At 45.2% G+C, this 24,534-nt stretch carries 20 protein-coding genes; 15 read left to right on the top strand and 5 right to left on the bottom strand.

The window, feature by feature from the left end; all coding sequences use genetic code 11:
* The first annotated feature begins 110 nt into the window (after positions 1-110).
* Together IE070_RS04285 and IE070_RS04290 are read left to right on the top strand one after the other, a co-directional pair.
* Positions 111-2,240 carry a TonB-dependent receptor family protein gene (locus IE070_RS04285; RefSeq protein ID WP_189480836.1) on the top strand — a complete coding sequence of 710 codons (2,130 nt, stop codon included), beginning with the start codon at positions 111-113 and terminating at the stop codon, positions 2,238-2,240.
* A gap of 398 nt (positions 2,241-2,638) precedes the next feature.
* Positions 2,639-4,258 carry a methyl-accepting chemotaxis protein gene (locus IE070_RS04290; protein ID WP_189480837.1) on the top strand — a complete coding sequence of 540 codons (1,620 nt, stop codon included), beginning with the start codon at positions 2,639-2,641 and terminating at the stop codon, positions 4,256-4,258.
* 91 nt (positions 4,259-4,349) lie between these two features.
* Here IE070_RS04290 and IE070_RS04295 read toward each other — a convergent pair whose 3' ends face one another.
* The gene (locus IE070_RS04295; protein ID WP_229796923.1) at positions 4,350-6,119 is read right to left on the bottom strand and encodes a methyl-accepting chemotaxis protein; all 1,770 of its coding nucleotides are present in this window, start codon (positions 6,117-6,119) and stop codon (positions 4,350-4,352) included.
* Between the two features lie 261 nt (positions 6,120-6,380).
* On the bottom strand, positions 6,381-7,832 hold the full coding sequence (locus IE070_RS04300; protein ID WP_189480841.1) for a DASS family sodium-coupled anion symporter: 1,452 nt from the start codon (positions 7,830-7,832) through the stop codon (positions 6,381-6,383).
* A 237-nt stretch (positions 7,833-8,069) separates the two neighbouring features.
* Between IE070_RS04300 and IE070_RS04305 the strand changes: the two genes are divergently transcribed.
* The 7 genes from IE070_RS04305 to IE070_RS04335 all read left to right on the top strand — a co-directional run bounded on the left by IE070_RS04305 (position 8,070) and on the right by IE070_RS04335 (position 14,328).
* On the top strand, positions 8,070-9,296 hold the full coding sequence (locus IE070_RS04305; RefSeq protein ID WP_189480843.1) for an adenosine deaminase family protein: 1,227 nt from the start codon (positions 8,070-8,072) through the stop codon (positions 9,294-9,296).
* 312 nt (positions 9,297-9,608) lie between these two features.
* Positions 9,609-9,797 carry a hypothetical protein gene (locus tag IE070_RS04310; RefSeq protein ID WP_189480845.1) on the top strand — a complete coding sequence of 63 codons (189 nt, stop codon included), beginning with the start codon at positions 9,609-9,611 and terminating at the stop codon, positions 9,795-9,797.
* A gap of 206 nt (positions 9,798-10,003) precedes the next feature.
* Positions 10,004-11,425, top strand: a complete 1,422-nt coding sequence (locus tag IE070_RS04315; protein ID WP_189480847.1) for a sensor histidine kinase — start codon at positions 10,004-10,006, stop codon at positions 11,423-11,425.
* Positions 11,422-12,036, top strand: coding sequence for a hypothetical protein (locus IE070_RS04320; RefSeq protein WP_189480849.1), 615 nt, complete (start codon positions 11,422-11,424; stop codon positions 12,034-12,036). Before IE070_RS04315 ends, IE070_RS04320 begins: the two co-directional genes overlap by 4 nt.
* A complete protein-coding gene (locus IE070_RS04325; protein WP_189480851.1) occupies positions 12,023-13,372 on the top strand; it encodes a sigma 54-interacting transcriptional regulator in 1,350 nt (449 codons plus the stop codon). The genes IE070_RS04320 and IE070_RS04325 overlap by 14 nt, the downstream gene beginning before the upstream one ends.
* 27 nt (positions 13,373-13,399) lie before the next feature.
* Complete coding sequence (locus IE070_RS04330) at positions 13,400-13,756, top strand: DUF2288 domain-containing protein (protein ID WP_189480853.1); 357 nt, start codon at positions 13,400-13,402, stop codon at positions 13,754-13,756.
* A gap of 14 nt (positions 13,757-13,770) precedes the next feature.
* Positions 13,771-14,328, top strand: a complete 558-nt coding sequence (locus IE070_RS04335; RefSeq protein ID WP_189480854.1) for an acyl-CoA thioesterase — start codon at positions 13,771-13,773, stop codon at positions 14,326-14,328.
* A gap of 19 nt (positions 14,329-14,347) precedes the next feature.
* On the opposite strand, the gene ggt is transcribed toward IE070_RS04335, so the two are convergent.
* Both ggt and IE070_RS04345 read right to left on the bottom strand, forming a co-directional pair.
* Positions 14,348-16,066 carry a gamma-glutamyltransferase gene (gene ggt / locus IE070_RS04340; protein ID WP_189480856.1) on the bottom strand — a complete coding sequence of 573 codons (1,719 nt, stop codon included), beginning with the start codon at positions 16,064-16,066 and terminating at the stop codon, positions 14,348-14,350.
* Positions 16,067-16,160: 94 nt separating this feature from the next.
* Positions 16,161-16,565, bottom strand: coding sequence for an acyl-CoA thioesterase (locus IE070_RS04345; RefSeq protein ID WP_189480858.1), 405 nt, complete (start codon positions 16,563-16,565; stop codon positions 16,161-16,163).
* A gap of 15 nt (positions 16,566-16,580) precedes the next feature.
* Between IE070_RS04345 and IE070_RS04350 the strand changes: the two genes are divergently transcribed.
* The 5 genes from IE070_RS04350 (at position 16,581) to IE070_RS04370 (ending at position 21,778) form a co-directional block, all read left to right on the top strand.
* The gene (locus tag IE070_RS04350; protein ID WP_189480860.1) at positions 16,581-17,285 is read left to right on the top strand and encodes a 2OG-Fe(II) oxygenase; all 705 of its coding nucleotides are present in this window, start codon (positions 16,581-16,583) and stop codon (positions 17,283-17,285) included.
* 132 nt (positions 17,286-17,417) lie between these two features.
* Positions 17,418-19,496, top strand: a complete 2,079-nt coding sequence (locus tag IE070_RS04355; protein ID WP_189480862.1) for a TonB-dependent receptor family protein — start codon at positions 17,418-17,420, stop codon at positions 19,494-19,496.
* 284 nt (positions 19,497-19,780) lie between these two features.
* A complete protein-coding gene (locus IE070_RS04360) occupies positions 19,781-20,407 on the top strand; it encodes a PepSY-associated TM helix domain-containing protein (RefSeq protein WP_189480864.1) in 627 nt (208 codons plus the stop codon).
* Between the two features lie 23 nt (positions 20,408-20,430).
* Complete coding sequence (locus tag IE070_RS04365) at positions 20,431-20,922, top strand: DUF2271 domain-containing protein (protein ID WP_189480866.1); 492 nt, start codon at positions 20,431-20,433, stop codon at positions 20,920-20,922.
* A gap of 58 nt (positions 20,923-20,980) precedes the next feature.
* Positions 20,981-21,778 (top strand): DUF4198 domain-containing protein, encoded by a 798-nt coding sequence (locus IE070_RS04370; RefSeq protein WP_189480868.1) that lies wholly within the window; start codon positions 20,981-20,983, stop codon positions 21,776-21,778.
* Positions 21,779-21,856: 78 nt separating this feature from the next.
* Here the strand turns inward: IE070_RS04370 and IE070_RS04375 are convergent, their stop codons facing one another.
* On the bottom strand, positions 21,857-22,312 hold the full coding sequence (locus IE070_RS04375) for a GNAT family N-acetyltransferase (protein ID WP_189480871.1): 456 nt from the start codon (positions 22,310-22,312) through the stop codon (positions 21,857-21,859).
* A 176-nt stretch (positions 22,313-22,488) separates the two neighbouring features.
* On the opposite strand from IE070_RS04375, the gene IE070_RS04380 reads away from it, so the two are divergent.
* Positions 22,489-24,471: a PhoX family protein gene (locus tag IE070_RS04380; protein ID WP_189480873.1), complete on the top strand. Its 1,983-nt coding sequence runs from the start codon at positions 22,489-22,491 to the stop codon at positions 24,469-24,471.
* Positions 24,472-24,534 lie beyond the last annotated feature (63 nt).

Below are 24,534 nucleotides of genomic sequence, written 5' to 3' on the forward strand. Positions count from 1 at the left end.
GAACATTAGATTAAAGAACCATTAAAAACCGCGAATGAGCATTCTATCTCTAAAGTTAAATGTTAATATGAATTATTCTCATAAACATTAACTTGGTCGGTGGTTCTATTATGCAAAAAAAATATGTTGCTACGGCGGTCTCTTTAGTGCTGTTTTCTGTTGTGGCACAAGCGCACACGGCTGTGCTCTCATCCTCGTTACCTTCCATGCAAGACAACGACAATGTCGAAGTGTTAAAAGTACGCGGTACGGTAGAAAAATCGGTCTCCGCCCTGTCTGATGTTCAAAAAGGCATGTTGCTTGCCGGGAAAAAAACATCAATAGTCGATTTAAGCGAACAGCCAACGTTGATTGAACCCGATTTACGTAAAATGTTTGCTTCCTTACCGGGCTTATTAGTGTCTGAACAGAAAATTCCTAGTATTTTCAATGTGAATTATCGTGGCTTAGGCGATCCGCATGAATCTGAATTTGTCGCCTTTTATCAAGATAATGTACCGCTGGGTGCTAACATGTTTGGTTATGCCACTATGTACTATATGCCGGGTGGTCAGCGCATCGAACGTGTTGAGTTTATTCGTGGTGGCTCAGGGTTGCTTTACGGCCCGCAAATCGGTCCTGTGGTCAATTTTGTTACCCGTGGTCCTTCTGCCCAAGCTGAAACTCGTATCGTCACTGAGCATGCTGTGGGGAGTAACTCACTGTACAGTACCTATAATGAAGCGAGTTGGTCACAAGGCAATACGGGTTTTATGGCCTCTTTTGATCATCGTCGTGCCGATGGCCCACGTAACAACGAAGATTTTGATGTTAGTTCTGGCTATTTAGGGCTGAGTTACGAAGGCTTTAAAGACATCAAAATCGGCGCCAATCTGGATGTGTATAGCTCAGACTCGGGTGAAGCGGGTCGCTTAACCTCGGCCGAGTTTGCCAACAATCGTGATTTAGTGAAAACGCCGTTTAACCGTGTCAAGATTGATCAAACGCTAGCGAGTTTAACCTATGAGCAGCAGCTCGATGCCGCATCGAGTCTAAATGGCAAAATCTGGTATCTGGGCATGGATCGTTTTAGCCGTCGTTCTGGCGCTTTTGTAGCGCCTGCGGCAGCGCCTACGTCGACAACCATTGATGAGCAGCAATTTCGTAACCTAGGTTATGATCTGCGTTATAGCCTAGCTTGGGGGGATAACCATATCCTTACTACAGGAAGTTCTGGTTACCATGGTGACAGCCCGCGTACTCAACACCGTAATAGCGATCTGACGTCTGACGCTCAAAATGCTGCGAATTTACGTTTTGAGCAAGACCGCGTCACCACCTATACTGCGCTATTTGCGGAAAATCTGTTCCGTTTTGGCAACCTAAGTTTAGCGCCAGCTGTACGCTATGAGCGTATCAATTACGATATGGTGGAGTTAGTGAAAAGCCCGGGTTTGAGCCGTGATACGATTGATTTAGATCGAACGTACAATGAGTTACTCTTTGGTCTGGGTGCAGGTTATACGCTATCTGATACCGCTGAAGTTTATGCCAATATGTCAGAGTCCTATCGCCCACAACGCTTTGATGATTTAATTAACCCCACCTCAGAGTTAGCGGGTACTAACGATCCCTCAGTATCCAAAGCGATGAACTATGAATTGGGTTATCGCAGTCAGGTAACAGAGCAGTTTGCTTTTGATGTCAGTGTATTCCGTATCGATTTCAAAGACAAAATTGAACAAATTCAGGTGAATATTACGGATATTGAGCGGGTAAATAGCGGCGATTCGCGTCATCAAGGTGTTGAGTTAAGCCTAGAATATGCGTTTGAATTGTCGCCAGGTCATAATGTAACTGCCTTTGCAAACGCCTCTTGGTTAGAGGCGGAAATTACCCGCAGTGTTACGAGTAGCTTGGTGGGCAACACTGTGTCTTTTGCACCAGATTACCTAGTACGTACTGGGCTAAACTATACAAGTAATGGCTTGACTGCCGCGCTTAGCCTGGCTATGGTCGGCGATCAGTACTGGCAAGATTCTAATCTACCTCGTGGCACAGGTGCTGCGATGATTGATGCCAAGATCCCCTCTTATCAGGTAGTCGATTTAAGTACCGAGTATGAGCTATCTGCGCAATGGGCATTGTATGCCGGTATTAATAATCTGTTAGATGAAAACTATTATAGTCGCGTGAGAACGGACGGTATTGAGCCTGCACCAGAGCGGACGGCGTATTTGGGGGTGAGATTCAGTATGTAATGCTCACCGCCACTTGTATTAAGGTAGCGGCGGGCTCCCGTCGAATTTGCCCGTATGCTATTGCGGGCATGCACATAATGCACCCAACAAAACCAACGTGGTTTTACTACGTTGGTTTTTTCGGCAAAGATAGAATTTTAAGTGGTAAAATCTTTCTACCGAGTTCATATTGCACATTTATACTCTTGGTAGTGCAAGCGTATGATCAACATTTATCTTTTTTTATTTTGCAAGTGTAACAAAAATCTGTCAGCAATTAAGATTACTGCTAAAGTAACCTTTCAGCACACCAGATTACTGCTAAAGTAACCTGAATGCGTTAATTGGTATGAAAGTACGCGAGCACCTGATATGCGACACTGTCGTAATTAGGTGGCAATTTAAGGATGAGGCTGGTTATGTTAAGAACAATAGGTATTCAAAAACGGTTACTCATTGCGTTTGGTTTTTTGGCATTTATGCTGGGAGCTTTGGGTCTATATAATTTATCGACGATGTCTGAGATTCGTGCGCGGGCAAATTTGCTAGAAACAAATACGATCCCTTCGTTAACGAACGTCGCTGGGCTGAACAATACTGTAACTCGATTAAGAGTACAAACACTGCGTTTAATGTTAACTACTGACATCAATAACGAAGTGCCGACTTTACAACTTGTGACTGAGCTAAGGCAACAAGCGCTGGAAATTGAGCAACGTTATAAATTATTAATTAATAGTGCAGAAGAAAAACTAATTTATGATGAGTTTGAGGCACAATTAGCGCAATACCTGCGCTTGCAAGAGCAATCGATTGAGTTTTTAAAACAAGATGAAACTGGCTTAGCATTGGATTTATTACAGCAAATTAATCCCTTAACGGATGCAATGGCAGCTAATTTACTCAAATTAACCCAGTTAAATGAAGCTGCAGCAGCTACTGCTCGAGCGGATTCTATAGCAGGGTTTGAAAAAGCGCGATTACTGGTGATAATTTTGATTATATTGGCTGTAATCATCGCTATTGCAATCGCATTGTTTATTTCAGCCAGTATTAATCAGCCTTTGGCGCAGGCGGTTCGTTCGGCGCAAACCGTAGCCAGTGGTGATTTAACGCAGCGCATTGAAAGTGACGGTCAGGATGAATTGACACTGCTCACCAATGCCTTGTTGCAAATGCAACAGAAGTTGCGTGATGCCATTAGTCATATTGCCAGTTCAGCCAGCCAACTTGCTTCTGCTGCGGAAGAATTGAATGCGGTTACCGATGAATCGGCCCGCGCTATTCAGTTACAAAATGATGAAGTGCAGCAAGCGGCAACAGCAATTACCGAAATGAGCTCTGCGGTAGATGAAGTCGCGTCAACGGCGATGCAAACGTCGGAAGCGTCTGTTCAATCGGCGGCATTAGCGAAAGATGGTAGCCAAAAAGTGCTACAAACTCGCACAGTGATTGGCAAAATGAACGCCGACGTGCAGCAAAGTACCAATGTAATTAACGTACTGGCTGACAAGGTGTCATCGATTAACCAAGTGCTTGAAGTGATCCGCAATGTGGCCGAGCAAACCAATTTACTGGCTTTAAATGCGGCGATTGAGGCCGCACGTGCGGGTGATGCAGGTCGAGGATTTGCGGTGGTGGCGGATGAAGTTCGTAGTTTAGCGTACCGTACTCAAACGTCGACCGGCGAAATTGAACAAATGATTAGTCAGGTTCAAGGTTCGGTAAAAGAAGCAGTAAACGCAATGCAGTTAATAAGCCAAAATGCTGACAATGCGCAAAGTGTTGCAGAAGAAGCTGCAGGCGCTTTAACGCGAATCGCCGATAACATTACCAGCATTAGCGATCAAAACCATGTTATTGCCAGTGCAGCCGAAGAGCAATCTAAGGTAGCGCGTGAGATAGATCGTAATATTATTACTATTAGTGATTTAGCAAACCAAACTTCAGCTGGTTCGCACCAAACATCAGCCAGTGCTTCAGAGTTATCTCGGTTAGCTATTCAGTTAAATGAATTGGTTAATCGCTTTAAGGTTTAACGTCATTGCGCTGTTAAAGCCGTATTGTGCATATCGTTGTTAAAAAGTGGCGCTATTTAGCGCCACTTTTTTATTAAAGTCATTACATACTTTAAGCTCGAAACTTTTCTACTTCCATTCGCAATTCACGAGCCTGACCCGCTACCATTTCGCTTAACTGATTAGTTTGACGAGCTGTACCGGCGGTTTCTTCTGACATATCTCTAATTTTGACCACATTACGATTTACTTCAGCAGCTACTAGGCTCTGTTCTTCTATTGCTGCGGCTATTTGGGTGGTCATATCCATAATATTGCTGACATTCGCGGTGATTTGCTGCAACAGCTCTTTTGCGGTGCTAGCCTGATCGGCACTCTGCATGCCGTTATCACGGCATTCTTGCATAGTAATAGCAATACCTTTGGTGCGCTGTTGTAACGTTTGAATAATCGCTTCTATTTGCCGTGTAGATTGCTGGGTGCGTTGTGCCAAGGTTCTAACTTCATCAGCGACAACCGCAAAACCACGACCTTGTTCGCCGGCCCTGGCCGCTTCAATTGCCGCATTTAGCGCTAACAAGTTGGTTTGTTCAGCAATGGCGCGTATCACATCGAGTACAGAGCCGATATTGATACTGTCTTGTTCTAGTTCTAAGGCGGACTTACTGGCATCTTGCAAACGCGTCGCCAGTGCTTTCACAAAGTCCACACTATCGCTAACTTGCTGCTGACCCTGTTGTGCATTTAAGTTGGTGCTGTTAGCCGTGCTCGCGGTCATCTCTGTGTTTGCGGCAATTTCCTGAATAGTCGCACCCATTTCTGTAACTGCGGTGGCTACCATATCAGTTTCTGATTGTTGCTCACGCATCAGTGTGGCGCTGCCTGCTGCGGCGCTGGCCAGTTGTTCCGTGACGCTGTCTAGTGTTTCTAGTGAATGATTAACCGATTTTACGAGGGTTTGAATATCGGAGAGTAGGGTATTAACATTCTCGCCCAAAAAGGCAATTTCATCTTTACCAAGTATCTGAAGCCTTAGGGTAAAATCCTTTTCATTTCGAATACGGGCCAAATCAGCAGAGGCCTGCTGAATGGGTTTTTGAATACTGCGAGCAATCAGGCTGACCAGTAACACCACTAAGATAATGATTAGGGCAAAAATACCCAGGCTTAACCGATTGATCTGTTGCACCGCGTCGCTAAAACTGGCGCTAAGTTGCTCTGACATCTGTTTCAGCAGGCTTTCGGTAGCTTGAATTTGTTGGCGCATCCGGCCTTCTACCCCTTGATTTTGGTTTAAGCCTCGCTGCTCCATTGCTTTACCCAAAGCGTTTATACTTTGCATATAGTCTTGTAAGATACGCACTTCTGATTCTGACAATTCCGCTTGCAAGTTTGTAGCAATCGCGAGTTGTTTAGTAAGATCTTCTGGAGTTAGTCTGAGTAAAAAATCTTTTTCTAGGCGGCGCAGTTGTAAATATGACACCTGCTGTTCTAAAGAGCTGCTAAGTTGCTGCTCCAGCTGATGCGCACTATTGCGCAGCTCACCTAGCAATCCATCCGTGGCGGTTAAACCTATTTGTTGTTGTAAGGCAACCAGTGCAGCAAACTCATTACCGTAGTTTGTTACCAAGCGTGCAAACTCAGTGGTGTGGGGATCGGGCAAGTTCAGTTTAGTTAATAATTGTTTTAGTTCAGCAAGTTTTTGTTCCAGGTGTTGCTGTGTTTCCTGGTGCCGTGGTAAATAGCGTAATTCCTGGCGTAATATAAAGTCCTTTTCGTGACGTCGCAGCATCAACATATCGGTATTCAGTTCAGCGATTAGTTTATCGGCAGAGGCCAAACTGCCCAACGTTTTTGCCTGATATTGCATCAGAACTAGCATTAAGCTCAGTGCGATGACCGCAACAGCCGCTATTGATATTAGTCTATTTTTTATAGAGATATTATTAAGTTGCATGTTGCTGGTGCCTCCGGTGAATACTAAAATATAAAACCTGACCACTGTTATCTAGGTTTGACATTGGCTTTTAGGCTAAGACAGAACCACATCTAATAGAGGCGCATAATTATATTAGCATAAGCGGCGATACATCACTTTGCCAGCTGCAAGCCTCTTATTTACATCTAGACTAAATGCTTACTGCTAAAATAGCAGCAGTAGCCATGGATAGCCGATACAGAGCAAGATGGCTAAATAAAATAACCCAAACATGCTGCCAAGGCGCCAGTAATCCTGTGCTGGTAAATAACCGCTGCCAAAGTAAATTGGGCTGGGTCCAGTACCGTATGGTGTAAGTATGCCCATTAAACCTAGCGAGGTGACCAGTAATAAACTGAAGATCAGTAAATTCATGCCGGGGATAGCCGCACCAATTGCCAGCGTTACCGGCAGTAAAGCGGTAGTGTGCGCGGTGCTACTGGCAAATAAATAGTGCAGCAGGTAAAAAGCAATGACTAAAACCAGTGTTGCGGCCACTGGTGAGACATCGCCCAACCATTCGCCACCTAATATGCCGAGCCAGCGAATAAAGCCGACATCCGACAAGCCACCCGCGAGTGTTACCAAGGTGGCAAACCATACCAGTGTATTCCAGGCGGCTTTATTGCCAGTAATATCTGACCAATCCAAAACCTTGGTGTACAGCATTAAACAAATAACTAACAGCGCAGCAAGCGCTGGTTCGATATATTTAGCGGCAAAGATCCACAGTACCAGTGCCAAGCAAACAAAGCTCACCAGTAACCATTCTTTTAGTTGCATCGGACCGAGTTTGCTCAGCTCTGCGGCGGCCCAGCGCGGCACTTCAGCATTGCTCTTGATGGTGGGCGGGTAAAACCAATAAGCTAGCAGCGGAGTCAGTAGCAGCAGCACTACCCCTACCGGCAAAAAAGCCAAAGCCCAAGTGCCCCAACTAATACTGATATCAATTTGGCTTTTAACGAGAGCAGTGGCCAATAAGTTGGGGGCCAATGCTGATAAAAACATCGAGCTCGTGACACAGGTAGCTGCAATGGCTACCCACATCAAATAAGAGCCAATAAGTCGGGCGCTAGGATCGTTAGGTTTAGAACCATACAGGGCGGGTAGGTTAGAAATAATAGGGAAAATAGTACCACCGCTTCTGGCCGTATTCGATGGTGTAAATGGGGCGAGCAATAAATCAGCAAAGCTGATTGCATAACCCAGAGCCAGAGTATTTTTCCCCATTTTTTTCACTAACAATAAGGCTAATCGTTTACCAAACTGAGTTTTCTCATAACCCGCAGCGAATATAAATGCACTGAAAATTAGCCAAACGGTAGCATTACCAAAGCCGGCAACCGCCCAGCGAAAAGCAGTACCTGCACTATTAAAATTAGGCGCAGCAAGCTGCGCGGGGCTAAATAACATCCACGGGGCAGCAATTGCCACCAATACCACTGCCGATAAACCCACAACTGCACCCGGCAGCGGTTCAAGTATTAACCCTGCAATGACTGCAATAAAAATAGCAAAGAAACGCCAAGCATGGGGATCTAAGCCTTCGGGAACCGGCAGTAACAGAACTACCACCGCCAATAGCACAGGTAGTAGTGCTTTTAACCAAATAGGCATTGCTTTGCTCCATGTTGAGTTATTTCCTCCAGAAGCTGCTTCAAAAATAGCTAAGGATGGAGAAGAGGTAAAAGACTCGATATAAACAGCTTAGCAAGAATTCTTCGGCGTTGAATGTTTAAGTCACCTTTAGCTGATCTGCCACAAAGATTAAGCATTGGCGCAGTACCTTGTACTCAGGTTTTTCGGAAAAGCGCCTTTCATGCTATTCTGCATAAAGCAAAAGAAGGAAAGACTATGCCCAGATATTCAGCCGAATTTATTAAAGATATGCCTAAATCCGATTTGCACTTGCATCTGGATGGTAGCCTCAGGCTCGACAGTTTGATTGAAATGGCCAAGCGCAGTAATGTTAGCTTGCCATCAGATAGCGTTGCCGGTTTAAAAGAGTTGGTATTTAAAGATCGTTATCAAAATCTCGGTGAATACCTGCACTGTTTTCAGTATACCTGCGCGGTATTGCGCGATCCGGAAAATTTGGAACAAGCGGCCTATGAGCTGGCGCTCGATAACCAAGCCGAAGGAGTAAATTATATCGAGGTGCGTTTTGCGCCACAGCTGCTAATTGATTTAGGTCGCGGCATTGATTTTGACCAAATAATGCATGCGGTAAATAAGGGCTTAAAGCGTGCCATGCAGCAGTATAATGCTACCGAAGCCGTATTAAGCGGCCAAAAGCCGCCGTTTTATTACGGCATTATCAATTGTGCGATGCGCATGTTTGGCAATAAAGGCTTCTCGCCCTATTACACGAATTTATTTCAGTTGATGCGTGACTTTGCACCGATGGACGTGATTAAACTGGCGGCGATGGAGTTGGTGCGGGCCAGTGTAAGGCTGCGGGATGAAGAAGGCATACCTATCGTGGGCTTAGATTTAGCCGGGCAGGAAGCCGGTTACCCGGCGGGCAAATTTAAAGAAGTGTATGAATATGCCCATCAACACTTTTTACTGAAGACCTTGCATGCTGGTGAAGCCTACGGTGCCGAGAGTGTATTTGAAGCGATTACCGAGTGTTATGCTGATCGTATTGGTCACGGCTACTCGATGTTTATGCCAGAGATGATTAAAGATCCGGCTATCGTCGATAAAAGTAAATATATCAGTAACTTGGCATCCTATATTGCTGATAAGCGTATTGCTATTGAAGTCTGTTTAACCAGTAATCTGCAAACTAATCCGGCCATTACCGATATTCGCCAACATAAATTTAAAGCCATGCTGGAGCACCGTATTGCGACAGTAATTTGTACCGACAATCGTTTGGTATCTAATACCACCGTGAGTAAAGAATACCAGCTGGCACTGGATAACTTTGACGTGCCCTTAAAACGTCTAAAAGATATGGTGGCTTACGGTTTTAAGAAAAGCTTTTTCCCGGGTAGCTATGTGGAAAAGCGTCAATATGCTAAGCAATGTCTGGAATATTTTGATCGGGTAGCGCAGCGCTATGGTTTTATCTAATTAAAACAATCATTTAGGCTGTGTGTCGCAAAAGGCATACAGGCTAAGTTTTTGATTTTTAATGATATTTTATTTACACGCTTTTATGTGTCTCTAATTTGCAACACTTCCAGCTTCATCTCCTATAGATAAACGTCCAGATTAATCCTAAATTATTGAAATTAAGGTGATTTTAAAAGTTGGCACAGAGCATGCATTATTTATGGTACGGCTGCAGGGGAATATCGCAAAAGTACGAATCTTACTTTTACGACATTCTCCTGAGACAGCACGGACCGCTCCATTTTCAGGAGCTTTAACCGGAGAAGTACCATGGATATGTTTTTAAGCTTAGTTACCCTGTTTCTGGTTGCCAACATGGCTATCGTATTCACGCTGTTACGTCGTATCGACTTAAACAATGCTAGCGTGCAAGCGTGGGAACAAGCACAAGCAGCAACTGAAATCACCGTGGCGCAACCTGCTTATGTTCCAGGCTTAAATACTGAACTAGCTCAGTAACTTTTTAAGTCAGTACAGTCACGCACGTTCTCCTGTACTGAATCTGCCTTGGCCAGCTTAGTCTGGCCTTTTTTATTGCTAGCGGTTACTCTTAACGTTGTCATGTCGTGTACCCCCTGTCGTAAGCCGTAATTTTGTCTCAATACAAACAGCGTTTTTTTTCGTAAACTGATAAGCTAGTATTTTACTTCAATACACTGTGAGCTATGCGTTTCTCAATTCAAACCGCTTCGTTGCGTCAATTAGTATTACTTAGCTTCTTTTTAGCATTGATCCCCGTTGCTGTGCTGTTATGGCAAAGCAATAAATCGTTAAGTGGGGTAAGCTCCTATGCGATTACCTCGGCAGAGCAAGCCGTATCATCGGTGAGACAATCAGAGAGTATGCAAAGTATCGTCATTGATATCGAGCGTGCGGTGCGGCAATACGTTGTAGTACGTACAGATGCCTTGCAACGGGTTGCCCGAACCCATTTAGATAATCAGCTCAACTTATTAAATCAAGTGTGTATTGAATTGCCGCAATTAACGTTGTGTGATGAACAACGCGCAGCGCTCGAAGCCTTAAAGCAACGCTTTAATGAACCTGTATTGGAAACTCCGGAGCTGTTATTACAGCAAATTCGTACACAACAGCAGCAAATTACCCAACAAATATGGGATTTATTAGAGCAACAATTACAAAACCAACAACAACAAGTTGCTACTACTAAGCAGCAACTTGCTTGGCAAACCTTTGGTCTGGTCTTGTTGACCTTATTATTGGTGTTATGGGCATCGAACCGTATCACAGCGCCAGTGCAAAAATTGGATAGAATGATCCGTGCCATTGCCCAGCCGAAACATCAATTTCCAGATGAAAAGCTTCAAGGTCCGCGTGAACTTACTGAGTTGGGCGAGCAATTACGCTGGCTTAGTTCACGTTTGCAACAGCTAGAAGCCTTACGCTTGATTTTACTTCGGCATGCTTCGCATGAATTAAAAACACCGTTATCGAGTATTCGTGAAGGGTGCGCGTTGTTAACTGAACAACTGGTTGGGCCTTTAACACCGCAACAGCTTGAAGTGGTAACCTTGTTAAATGGTAGCGCTGATCGATTAAGTGTGTTGACCGAGCAACTTTTAGATTATAACCGTTTATTACAGCAAGCTCAGCCCGAGTGGAGTCAGCAAATACCACAGCAATTGATGCAAGAGTGCTTTAGTGATCATGCGTTGTCGTTACAACAGCGGCAACAACAAGTAAAACTTGATTGCCAGTTAAATGCTTTATATACCGATGCTACCTTATTTAGGCGTATTTTAGACAATTTAATCAATAATGCGCAGGCGTATGGTGCTGAAGGAAGTCCGGTATGGGTAAAACTCTATCGGCAAGAGGATGCTATTATGCTAGATGTTGCCAATAACGGTACACCCATCCCGGTATCATTAAGGGAAAAACTGTTTGAACCGTTTCAGCGAGGCACCACACCACGCTTTGACTCTGTGCAAGGTTCTGGCTTAGGACTATCCATTGTCGCCGACTGTGCTCGCTTACTGGGTGGGCATGCAGATATCGTCGATGTTGTTTATGCGGATGTTTGTATTCGGGTTCGATTGCCATTATTAGGAGAAAAACCGGTATGAAAAATGTTGTGTTAGTGGCTGCGCTGGCCTTGTTATGGGGCTGTCAAATGGCGCCAGTGCCCCTACCGCCGGTAACAGAGTCAATTGTTGAACCGGTTATCGAACCACCTCTGGTGGTTGACAACGTTGATCCCGAGCCCATAGTGCTGTTAGCTATTAATGAAGAGGTTGATACCTTAGCGGCTTGGCTTGATTATCAACAGCAAATTCTAGTTGATCCTGATCCAGAGCGCGCTCGGTTAAGGGCCTTAACCGTCTTTGATGAAGTCGCACAATTACAGTTAGCGTTATTAAGTTTGCACCCCGATATGCCTTATGTCACACGGTTTCGGATCCAAACTCAATTCGCTGAAATGGTTTCAGGTTTTCCACCGCGCCTAGCGTCCATGTTTAGTTGGGCGTTAACCTACAATCAGAAACTGCTCGAAGCTGAATCAGCCGTTACTGCGGTAACCCGATTAAATGCGCAACAGCAAGATGCGCTGGAGCGAATGCAAAAAACCAATCGTGATCTACAGAAAAAGATTGATGCACTTACTCAAATTGAAGCCGAGCTAAACACGCCTGCAGCAACGGAAAATAATACTGGAGTAAACAATGGCCAGAGATAATCCACGTTTACTCTTGGTAGATGATGATCCGAGTTTATTACGCTTATTAACATTGCGTTTAGAAGGTGAGGGTTATCAGGTTATTAATGCCGACAGTGCAGAGACCGCGCTGGCCTTATTAACTAAGCACAGTGTAGATGTGGTACTAAGCGATTTACGCATGCCAGGTTTAGATGGCATGAGCTTATTTGATGAAATCGCCAAGCGCTACAAAGGACTACCAGTGGTATTAATGACCGCACACGGTTCTATCCCCGAGGCAGTTGCTGCCACACAGCGCGGCGTCTTTGGGTTTTTAACGAAACCGCTAAATCCAGCCGAGCTACGTGAGGTGCTACAACGGGCGCTTAATCAATCATTGCCGGAACAAGCCGAATGGCGCGAAGCTATCATTACCCGCAGTAAATTGATGTTAGATTTGCTTGAACAAGCTTATCGGGTGGCACAGCGTGACGTCAGTGTCCTAATAACAGGAGCGAGTGGTACAGGTAAAGAGCTGTTAGCCAATGCGATCCATAAAGCGAGCCCGCGCGGCGGTAAACCCTTTGTGGCGATAAACTGTGGCGCCTTGCCTGAGCATTTATTAGAGTCAGAATTATTTGGTCACAGTAAAGGTGCTTTTACTGGCGCGGTAACGGAACATGGCGGGTTATTTCGCGAAGCGGATGGCGGCACACTTTTCTTAGACGAAATTGGCGATATGCCAATTGCACTCCAAGTAAAATTATTACGTGCTCTGCAAGAGCGACAAATTCGCCCGGTAGGCAGTGCGAAAAGTATTCCTATAAATGTAAGGGTGTTGTCAGCAACACACCGTGATTTACAACTTGCCATGAGCGAAGGTACCTTTCGCGAGGATCTTTACTATCGACTCAATGTGGTCAATTTACAATTACCCGGTTTAGAACAGCGCGCAGAAGATATTCCTCTGCTAGCACGGCATGTGCTGCAGCAAAGTGCTGATCGGCATCATGTGAAAGTAACGCGATTTTCTGATGATGCACTACAAATGTTGGCAACGGCTAAATGGCCAGGCAATGTGCGGCAATTAGTTAATGTGGTTGAGCAATGTGTCGCTTTAACGCAGAGCCCAATTATTTCTGCATCCTTAGTTGAGCAGGCCTTGTCGCAAAATAGTAGCTATTGGCCCACCTTAACCGAAGCGCGCGATCAATTTGAGCGGCAGTATTTAATTCGGGTATTGCAAATGACAGAAGGCAATGTGACGCGCGCAGCCGAGTTAGCGGGCCGCAATAGAACTGATTTTTATAAGCTCTTGAAGAAACATGAGCTAAGTGCAGCACAGGTTGCAGAACAAAGTGATGAACTTGAATAACCTAGTGTGTAAGGTAATGAGGATAAGATGAGTAGCATTACGCCAGCTGATGCGCATTTTGCTGAAGAGGCAGAAAGCCCCGAGCTGATTCGCGCCAAAATTATTGCAGAAACCGCTCGAATTAATTGGTTAGATTTACAAAAATTTTATGCCGCGGGTAATGTCATCCACGTTGAAGCAACGCTGGATTTAATTGATGTGGCGTTTGCATTTCACCAAGATCAGGCATCGCAGGTTGCAGCATGGTTGTCGAGTAAACAGATTAGCCGCACCTTTGATGGGCACGCGCAAGCGTGGTACCAGGCCAAAACCGAACTTTGGGCCGTGGTGGTATCGCCATGGGTATTGGTTCAAGATAAACCACTAACGACACAGTTGAATTAATTAGGAGTAATGCCATGGATGCAGAAAGTAAAACCGTCTCGTGCTCACATATCACCTTGTCACAATTAATGTTGCCATCACATTCTAATTTTAGTGGCAAAATACATGGTGGTTATCTGCTGTCGTTAATGGATCAAATAGCTTTTGCTTGTGGCTCTAAATTTAGCGGTAAATACTGCGTTACGGCCTCGGTAGATCGGGTCGATTTTCTAAACCCAATTGAAGTCGGTGAATTAGTGACATTAAATGCGTCGGTCAACTATGTGGGTAAAAGTTCTATGGTGGTTGGGATCCGGGTAGACGCGCAAAATATTCAAACCGGACAGATCAAGCATTGTAATTCCTCTTATTTTACGATGATTGCCAAAGACACAGAAACCGGAAAACCTGTTGCCGTACCGCGTTTAGTGTTACAAACCAAAGAAGAAGTTATGCGATATTTAAAAGCCGCTGAGCGTATTACTTTACGCAAGCAGCGGCCTGCGTCGGCCGAGCCTTTTGCCGGCTGCTTAGAACAAGCGATATGTCATATTCAGCAGCATTATGATGCTAACGTTATCCTAAGCGCCTAATGATGGCTGATTAGTGTGCTTAATAACCTGCAGCTTGGCCATCTTTACGTGATTCGGATGCGCCAATCCATACACCATTTATATGATCTTTCATAATAGCTTGATAGCCGCCATAGCCGCCCAAACCATAACGCACCTCATGACCTCGTTTTTGTAGTTCGCGTACCGTTTCAAACGGAATGCCGCGTTCTACTTCAATATAGCCACCATTCTTAAGATAGGCTTCCTGACTCTCTGTGGGTTCAGTGCTGCCTAAATGTTGCCAGCGCGCTGCATCCCCAGCTTCTTGCAGGTTCATGCCAAAGTCCACCATATTAACCAGTATTTGTACGTGCCCTTGCGGTTGCATAGCGCCGCCCATTACGCCATAACTGATCAAGGGTTTGCCGTCTTTAGTCACAAAGGCTGGGATAATCGTATTAAACGGGCGCTTACCTGGCTCATAGGCATTCGCATGGTTCTTATCCATAGAAAACAGCTGGCCACGATCTTGGAAAACAAAGCCTAGGCCTGGTACTACAACCCCAGAGCCCATCCCGCGATAATTGCTTTGAATGAGTGAGACCATATTGCCGTCTTTATCAGCTGTGGTCATATAAATGGTGTCGCCTTCGTATAAATGAGGATTCCCCGCATCAACGCGTTGTGCTGCGCGATCACCAATTAGTTTAGCGCGTTCTTTACCGTATTCGGCTGAGATAAGTCCGGCGATAGGTTGTTTTTTGAAATCGGTGTCTGCATAAAACTTGGCCCGATCTTCAAACGCGAGTTTTTTGGCTTCAACCATAATGTGAATACTTTCTGGGCTATTAAACCCCATGGCGGCCAAATCAAAGTTTTTGATGATTTGCAGCATTTGCAAGGCGGCAATACCCTGACCATTGGGTGGCAGCTCCCATAAGGTATAGCCTTTGTAATCGGCACTGACCGGTTCCACCCAATCAGAACGATGATTGGCAAAATCGGCAAAGCGCAAATAGCCGCCATTTTGCTGCATAAAACTGTCTATTTGGCGCGTAAGCTCGCCACGGTAAAACGCATCGCGCCCATCTTTAGCGATCGCTTTTAATGTATTTGCTAGGGCCGGATTTTTGAAAATTTCGCCCTTAGCTGGCGCTTTACCATTGAGCGTAAAAGCGCCTTTAAAATCACCCGGCTGCGGGCTTAAAACCGGGACGCTACGATTCCAGTAATAGGCAATCAACTCGGTTACTGGAAAGCCTTTTTCAGCGTAATCAATAGTGGGTTGTAACAGGGTTGGCATGGGTAATTTGCCAAATTTTTGATGCATTTCAAACCAGCCATCCACCGTGCCCGGTACACTGATGGGGAGCATGCCATGTGGCGGTAAATCGTGCCGGCCAAGTTTATCTAATTCTGCTTTTAGCGTATCGTAACTTAAGCCAAGTGGGGATCGGCCTGAGGCATTTAATCCATGTAAAGTACCCGTTTTAGCATCCCAAATAATGGCATAAAGATCGCCACCAATACCGTTACCTGTTGGCTCCATTAATCCCAAGGCTGCGTTAGCGGCAATAGCTGCATCAATGGCATTACCACCTTGCTTCATCACATCAAGCGCAATTTGTGTTGCTAAAGGATGGCTAGTGGCCGCCATCGCCTCTGTGGCAATCACTTCAGAGCGACTGGCAAAATCTTTTCCGGTAATGCGGTCGTAAGCCTGTAAAGGAAGAACAATAAAAAGGCTTAGACATAGTAATGTTAGCTTTCTTTTCATGGGCTTTGTTTTCATTGGTTAATGCTCCGAGTTTTTTTACACGCTAAACCTTAACCTTACGGCTTACCAGCCTGTTTCGACCAATGGTAGGCTGTTAACGCTCAGCGGAGGTCAGAAAATGTTGCTCTAGTGCAGCGTGCTCTGCCGCAGTTAATACAGCAGCTTGCTGTTGGGTGTAATCAAACTTAACTAGGGCGGTAGTACCAGAAGCGCATTTTTTCCCCAACTGCCATGCCTCTTGATACACTTCAAACGAGCGGTTACCAATACGGCTGACCCAAGTGCGCAATTCGACTGGTGCATTATAGTGTGTTTGGGCATGGTAATTTATTTGAATGCTAGCGATAATCAATGCCCACTGTGTAACATCTAAATTGGGTGTGAAGATGCGAAAGATCCCTTGGCGGGCGCTTTCAAACCACACTGCAAACACTGTGTTATTAATATGGCCTAGTGCGTCGGTTTCTGAGAAGCGCGGCGTAACATTTTCTGTAAACATAGTCAGGACATCCTAATGACCGATTTTATTGAGGTATATGATAATGCGTTAAGCCCTGCGCTTTGCCAACAGCTGATCCGAGCGTTTGAAAAAAGTCCGCACAAAAAACCGGGTCGCACAGGCGGTGGCGTTGATCCTAGCAAAAAGTTAAGTACGGATCTGTATTTAAATGAGCATGCTGAATATCAGCATTTATTGCAGCAAGTTATAAATGTGACCTCGCATTTCGCCCATCAGTATTTTCAAAAATACCATTTTGCCCTAATTTCCCCCGTGGCGATTACTACGCAAGATCCTTTGACAGGGCAAGCTATTGCGGTAAACCACGATAACTTTAGCCAGTTTAATGCGGATAAAACCTTTGATTTTATGCGTACCTTGTATCGATTAGGGCCCATACAGGCGCAAAAGTATATTGCAGGCAAAGGAAATTACAATTACTGGCATTGTGAGGTTTACCCGCAATTACCCGATAATGAGGCTTTGCATCGCACCTTATTATTTATGTTTTATTTAAACGATGTCGCCGAAGGCGGACAAACGGAGTTTTTTTATCAACAAAAAGCGATTAAACCGGTTCAAGGACGTATGATTATTGCCCCAGCATTTTTTACCCATACTCATCGTGGATGTACGCCAGTGTCAGCGGATAAATATATCCTAACCAGTTGGATTTTATTTAATCGGGCAGAGCAGTTGTATGGCACAGCAGTAAAGTAACCATGACAATTGAGTAATCATGACAGTAAAGCTACTGCCAACTCAAATGATAATTATTGCTATTTAACTTACGTATTGATAATATTCGCGACAATAAAACATTGAGTAAGATTTTTATTGTAGCGAGGAATTATGTTTACGAGTAAGCAGCATCCGGTGGCATTTGCCGTGGCAGTATCTTTAGGTGCAATAAGCATCGGCAGCATGGCTGAAGAAACGGCAACACCTGACGGTAAAGCCAGTGCTATTACCCCATCGATAGAGGTTATTCGGGTAAAAGGCGAGCAACAGCGTCATCGGTTTGATGAAACCGGTGCGGTTATTTTGATTGATCGTCAGCAAATTGAGCAAGTGCAGCCGTTATCCACCGAAGATGTGTTACGCCGCGTTCCAGGCATTAATATTAAAGGTGAAGAAGAAACCTCGATTGTCGCCAACTTTGGTATCCGTGGTTTATCGGCGGGTGAATCAAAGTCGTTACTGTTAGAAGATGGTGTGCCTGTTGCGCCAGGCTTATTTATTGGTAATGATCGTTACTTTAATACCCGTATTCAGCGAGTTGAATCTGTTGAAGTCTTAAAAGGCTCTGCCTCGTTGCGCTACGGCCCTTCCACGATAGGTGGTGTGGTTAACTACATTACCAAAACACCAGATGATGGCGTGCAGCTGTCGGCCCGAGCTGGCTCGTTTAACATGCGTGAGTTAAGTGTCGAAGCGGGTGCAACCAATCCTTCAGAAGATGCTTTTGTCGGTGTGGTAGCGACTACCGCGAAAAGCGACGGCTTTATGGACAAAGGCTATGACATGTCAGATGTTATGGTAAAAGCGGGGATGGCTATTAGCGATAAGCAAAAAGTGGGGGTGAAGTTCGCGTATCATGAAAATGAAGCCAATATTTCTTATCGCGGCTTGTTGCTTGCAGATTATCTAAACGGCGAGCGTTATAACCCTGCACCTGATGATTGGTACCTTACCGATCGTACTGCTTTAGATATTAATCACGAAGTTATTTTAGATAATAATGCCAAACTGAATACCCTAGTGTATTGGAGTACTACTACACGGGATTACTGGCGCTATGACGTAAACACGGCTGCATCAAACGCAGCAGGGCGTTGGGTGTATACAAACAATGTTGTGGGCAATAATCGTGGTTTTGAACGGTTAGGCATTGAAAGCCGCTTGAGCTTCGATCAGCAATTATTCGGTTATGCTGCCGCCTCAGAATTTGGCTTACGCTTAATGGAAGAAGAGTCAAATGATACGCGTATTCGGGCAACACGTGCTGCGGATCGTTCAGGTAACAATGATCGCCATATTATTGATTCCGCCACTAGCGTAGCCGGTTATGCACAAACGCGTATGCAAATTACCGATGAGTTAGCCGTTACACCGGGGTTACGTGTTGAATCTTACGAGCAAAAGCGTGAAATTCTGACGCAAAATGGTGACAGTGCGAAAACCACCAATACGGAGTTTTTACCTGGTGTTGGCGCGACGTATGAACTGACTGCCAATGCGCAGCTGTATGGTGGCGTGTATAAAGCGTTTTCGCCAGCGTCTAACGGCGTTGCGTTGGATGGCTTAACCGATCAGCAATTAGACGGCGAACGCTCTGTAAATTACGAAGCGGGCGTACGCGGCACAGTCGGCGCTATTGCTTATGAAGTTTCTGCATTTTATATGGATTTTGCTAACCAGGTGGTAACAGGGAATAGCGATCCGAATTTATCGCAATCTAATGCCGGCGAAACAGAACACACCGGCATGGAGTTCGTATTTAATTACGATTTTGGTGGCGGTTTCCAGTTAGATACAAACGCGACCTGGGTACCAACATCAGAATTTAAAACCGGCGTTAATGCAGGTAATCGGATCCCTTATGCCCCTAAATTGTTAGCTAACGTTGCTTTTAGCTACAGCGCGGAGGCGTTCAGTGTGGCATTAATGGCGCATCATCGTGGTGAGCAATATGCCGATCCAAGCAATAGTGAAGCGATCCCAACCAATGCGGCTGGCGGTATTTGGGGCGGATTACTGCCAGCTTATACCGTATATGACTTGCTGGCACAGTACACCGTATTGGACGGTCTAACGGTGTATGGTTCGGTAAAAAATATTGCTGACAAACAGTATATCAGTGGTTTACGCCAAGGTATTTATGTTGGTCCAGAACGCACGGTAGAAGCGGGCTTTCGTTACCGTTTCTAAGAACGTGTTGATGGTAAATCCTCCCGCTTAGCTTATCACATTCGGTATCACGTTCTAAAACCACCCGCCAATGGCGGGTGGTTTGTTTTTGTCACTGGCGAATAGAATAATGCCTGTTAGCAACAGGCATTAGTTATCGCTACGATGAATCATCAACCTTCCTTTATTCCTGAAATCAAATAATACGTATTATCATTTGCTTTTGCAATTGAGAATTATTATCATACGCTTTTATGGGTACGCGCCAGAGCGTGTTTAATGCTGAACGTATGACGTGAAATACCATGCTGAATAAAAACTCGGATGTAAAAAGAAAGGGCGCATTTAATCGTTTAATGCGAGTGGCTCATACATACAGTGCCATGTGGGTATTAGTATTGCTGCTCTTTTTTTCAGTAACCGGAATTACACTAAACCACCCTGAATGGCAAAGCCAGCTTGGCGCAACGCAAAGTATCAGTGTGTATCCTTTACCTGAAACGCTGCGAACCTGGCCTACCGTTGCCGAACAAGCCGCGTACACCGACGCGTTAGCGACATGGTTACTCGGGCAGGGGGTAAAAGCGGTGAGTTGGCAATCTCGTTTTGATACGGATGAATTAGCCCTTGAACTGAGCTTTAAAAGACCTGCCGGTTATGCGTTGGCGATTGTCGATTTTCAGCATCAGGAAATTGAGTTAGAGCAGAAGTTTAGTGGGTATTTAGCCTTGCTTAATGATCTGCACAAAGGTCGTGATAGCGGTTTGCTCTGGCGCTGGCTTATTGATATTACCGCAATAGCTTGCCTCTTTTTTGCCTTAACGGGCTTTTATTTACTGTTAAAAATGCCCTCCAAGAAATCTATTGGTAATGGCCTGGCGTTGCTTGGCGGCATGATGGCAGTTTTAGCTTACCTAATATCGCTACATTAATTGTACTAGGAGAATCACGCACAATGAGAAGGATCCCCCAAAGTTGTATTGCAATCGCATTGCTTGCCTGTAGCCCATTACAGGCAGTAGAAGCAGAAATTAATGTGCATATTCCGCAGATTGAAACCGCGCAATACTATCGACCCTATGTTGCTGTCTGGATCGAGAATGCTGAGCAAGAACCTGTGAAACTCGTGGCGCTTTGGCGCAAAGAGCCAGATTGGTTAAAAGATATTCGGCGGTTTTGGCGCAAACTGGGGCGCAGTGATGCCGCCTTGGTTGATGCTATGACAGGCGCAACGCGTTCGCCAGGTCAGTATCGCTTACATTGGCAGGGTGACGATGATCAAGGCCAAGCCTTACCTAAGGGGAAATATACGCTCTATGTAGAAGCGTCGCGTGAACAAGGCGGACGAAGTTTACAAAAAATAGCGTTTGAACTCGATGGTAAGCCTTATCAGCTTCGTGCTACAGCGCTAGAGGAATTAGGCGAGTTAGTGTTCACTATCAAATAGGCACCAATCTTTAAAGTACTTCTTGTATACCCCCTATATTATTTAAAAGGAAAATTGAATGAAAAAGCTTTTACTTGCCGCAATCTTTACGCTGTCTAGTCAGTCTGTGTTAGCGCATACCTTATGGGTGATGCCCAGTCATTTTGTGTTATCGGGTGAAGATACCTGGATTTCAGTAGATGTATCTGCGGCGAACATGACATTTGTTGCAGATAAAGGCGTTTCACCTGACAGTTTACGTATTATTTTTCCCGATGGTCAATCTCAACCGTTTGCGCAACAGTATCAAGGTAAGCGTAAGTCACAGGCCGATCATCAGCTTGTGGCAGATGGAACGTATTTAATTGAAAACGGCGGTGCCCCCCGTTATTTCACCTTGTTTGAAGTCAATGGTGAACGTAAACGTATTATGGCAGATAAAAAAGCGGCGATGAGTGAGTTGCCTAAACATGCCACCAAGATCACGACTAGCCGCAGTCAGAGCAAAGCCTTGGCTGTTGTAACGGTCAATGCACCTAATCGCAAGGCAATCACCCCTAAAGGTGAAGGGTTTGAAGTGAATTTTGTGACTCATCCTGCAGATTATGTGGCAGAAGATGCAATACAGTGGCAGCTATTAATAGAAGGCAAACCCGCAGCGGGCGTAAAAGTTGAGTTATCTCGTGAAGGTGAGTTATATCGTAATAATGCTGCGCGGGTTACACTCGAGAGCGATACTGAGGGCAAGCTGCAGTTTACGCCAGAGCACGCAGGGCGTTATTTATTAGAGGCAAGCTATCAAGCCAATACGGTTACAGCGTTGGCAGACAACGAACGAGCCTCGCTTACCTTAACCTTTGAAGTTGGCGTGCCATAAGTAAAATGTGATCACCTTGGGATAACGTGGTAGGCCAAAAGCTCGCCACGTTATGCTGCTAAGAAAGAAATGGCTACCTTATTCGGCTGTTTTGATCATTTTTAAATGCGGAATATCATCTTCTAAATAGGGCTCGCTAGCGGCGTTAAAGCCTAATTCCTGATAAAAACGTTGCAAGTAACATTGTGCTGAAATATGGATATCCGTATGGGGCCATAAAGCAGTGGTTTCGGCGAGGGTTTTTTCAACTAAAATTTTACCTAATCCCAGTCTTCTGGCGGTTTGTGATACACAGATCCGTCCTATACCAGGAAAGCCCACAAAGCTGACATTCGGTGCCAAGATTCGTGAATAGGCAATCACCTTATCGCCTTTTTTTAACAAAATATGACGAGTTTCAGGGTGTAAATCTTTGTCATCCAATTCAGGATAGGGGCAGTTTTGCTCTACAACAAACACGTCTACCCGCAGTTGTAACAGTGAATAAAGTGTTAGGGTATCTAACTCAGTAAAGGTGAGCACCTGCCATTGCATCTTTTTCCGCCCTTTTGTTGCTATTGATACCGCACTATATCAGAGCATAGGCGCTTGATGCTATTGCCGTAAATCGGCAAAACGCGTCTTTACCTTAGTTTTTCCTTTTTTCGTCATAAAACTGCAAAGAGCAACTGGCAAGCTATGCAGTATTTTTTCTTACGGTGGCAACTAAAATGGCAAAACATACAGTAACCCAATTCGATATTTCTGGCGTTGAGCCACAGGCAAATTTTTCAGCCAATCCTGAGTTTCAGCAAGTATTAGACAATCGTTTGAGTCGTCGGCGCTTTTTGCAAGGTGCCGTTGCACTGGCGGTAGGCAGTTTTATTGGTACAAGTTTAACCGGCTGTGATAGCAAAGTGGCGGCGGTAAGTGCGGCAGTACAAAAGGGCTTGTTAGGTTTTGAAGCCATTTCGACCAACCGCTTTGATACGGTAACCGTACCTGCAGGTTACAGCGCTAAACCTTTTTTACCTTGGGGCACACCCTTATTACCCAATGCCGCGGCCTATAAAGGTGACGGCAGTAACACCGCGGCAGAGCAAGCCATGCAAATTGGCTCGCACCATGATGGCATGCATTTTTTTCCAATCGACTTAAAGCAAGGTGGCCAGAATTCCGAAGAAGGTTTGCTGGTAATGAACCACGAATACTGTGATCCAAAGATCCTACATGGTGCTGTTGAAGAGATCTTACCAAGGCCTGCATCACAAGTGCATAAAGAGTTGGCGGCGCATGGTGTCAGTGTCGCGCATATTAAAAAACAGCCTGATGGTCAGTGGCAATTAGTGCAAGAGAGTCAATATAACCGGCGGATCACCGGTATGACACCGATGGAGTTAACTGGGCCAGTGCGCGGCAATGCGAAAGTTCAAACGCAGTATAGTCCAGAAGGAATCGCTACTCGGGGCACTTTAAATAACTGTGCGCATGGTGTAACGCCCTGGGGCACTTATTTAACCTGTGAAGAAAACTGGGCGCTACTTTTCGTCAATCGTGATACCCGCATGCCGCGGGAGCATCGTCGCTACAGTGTCTCTGAAGAGCATAGCATTATGTACTGGGAAACAGCAGCGCGCGAAGATGCTGTATTACAGCGCTTTGATGCATCCAGTATTGCTGATAGTGCCACGGCAGATTTTCGTAATGAGCCCAATACCTTTGGCTGGATAGTGGAAATTGATCCCTTCAATCCGCAAAGTATGCCAGTAAAGCATACGGCTATGGGACGTTTTGCCCATGAGGGGATTATTTTTGCCAAGGCAGAAGTTGGCAAACCCCTAGTGGCTTATTCAGGTGATGATTCACGTTTTGAATATATTTATAAATTTGTGAGCGCCGAGTTGTATGATCCTGCTACCGCTGGCCCACATTTATTAGATAGCGGCACCCTTTACGCAGCGCGCTTTAATGATGATGGCAGTGGTGAGTGGTTGCCGCTCGATATTAACAGTGCCGATTTTAAAGCCAAAGCCGCTGCAGCTAAGGTAGAGTTTACTGATCAGGCTGATGTATTGCTAAATACCCGTTTAGCGGCCGATATCGCCGGCGCGACCAAAATGGATCGGCCAGAGTGGGGTGCTGTACATCCTGAAACGGGCGAAGTTTACTTTACCTTAACCAATAACAGTCAGCGTCACAATTCGCAGTTGAATCCCGCTAATCCGCGCTCCAATAACACTCAGGGCCATATTATTCGTTGGCGCGAAGCGTCGATTACGCGTTTTGATTGGGATATTTTCTTGTTAAGTGGTGAAGCTTACACTTATACGCCGCATCATCAGTTTATGCTGACTGAAGAGAATCATCATGCCTCGCCTGATGGCCTCTGGTTTGATCCAAATGGCTTATTATGGATCCAAACCGATATGTCTGGTGGCCAACTGCGGGAGGGCACTTTTGGTAATAATCAAATGTTGGTGGCGGATGTTGGCTCACACCAAATTAAGCGTTTCTTAGTTGGGCCAATCGGCTGTGAGGTAACGGGAGTGGTTATGACGCCTGATTGTCGCACCATGTTTGTCAATATTCAGCATCCGGGTGAAGGCTCTGGTCCCTACAGTTTTAGCAGTACCTGGCCTGATCGTGGCACGCGTCGGCCACGCTCTGCCACTGTGGTTATTACGAAAGATGATGGCGGCCTTATTGGCAGTTAAAGTGGTTAGTTAAAAGATTGGTAGTTAAAAGTCGTCTCGCTTTGGCAAGGTATTGCGCTAGCT

It is taken from the genome of Alishewanella tabrizica, assembly GCF_014652375.1.
Lineage (GTDB): Bacteria > Pseudomonadota > Gammaproteobacteria > Enterobacterales > Alteromonadaceae > Alishewanella > Alishewanella tabrizica.